The sequence below is a fragment of the Cryobacterium sp. MLB-32 genome, from assembly GCF_000738085.1.
Taxonomy (GTDB): domain Bacteria; phylum Actinomycetota; class Actinomycetes; order Actinomycetales; family Microbacteriaceae; genus Cryobacterium.
In genome coordinates, this window is the sequence record NZ_JPRS01000482.1 from 1 (window position 1) to 784 (window position 784).

A 784-nucleotide genomic window follows, 5' to 3' on the forward strand; every position below is an offset into this window, starting at 1 on the left:
ATGGACTCCGGTAACCTCGGTCGCACCGTGAACGCGGCCATTCGTGGCCTGAACGCCGTGTCCGAGCAGAGCCACATCAGCTCGGTTCGTTCCATCGAAGATGGTAACGACCGTTCGCACGCCATCGGCCTGGGCCAGATGAACCTGCACGGCTACCTGGCCCGCGAGCGCATCTACTACGGCAGCGAAGAGAGCATCGACTTCACCAACATCTACTTCTACACGGTGTTGTTCCACGCCCTGACGGCCTCCAACGCCCTCGCCATCGAACGCGGACGCACCTTCGAGGGCTTTGAGAACTCCACCTATGCCTCCGGTGCGTTCTTCGACAAGTACACCGACCAGGTGTGGGAGCCGACCACCGCCCGCGGTGCCGAGCTGTTCAGCCAGGCCGGGGTGTCGATTCCGACGCAGGCCGACTGGGCCGAGCTCAAGGCATCCGTTGTGAAGCACGGTATCTACAACCAGAACCTGCAGGCCGTACCGCCGACCGGGTCGATCTCGTACATCAACAACTCCACCGCGTCGATTCACCCGATCGCGGCGAAGATCGAGATTCGCAAGGAAGGCAAGCTGGGCCGCGTGTATTACCCGGCGCCGTTCATGACGAACGACAACCTGGACTTCTACCAGGACGCCTACGAGATCGGCTACGAGAAGGTCATCGACGTGTACGCCGCGGCGACGCAGCACGTCGACCAGGGACTCTCCCTCACCCTGTTCTTCAAGGACACCGCCACGACCCGCGACATCAACCGCGCCCAGATCTACGCGTGGAAAAAGG

General features: G+C 62.0%; 1 pseudogene. It reads left to right on the forward strand.

The annotated features are described in order from the left end of the window. A pseudogene (locus JF66_RS19515) lies at positions 1 to 784 on the forward strand (ribonucleotide-diphosphate reductase subunit alpha); the annotation flags it as partial.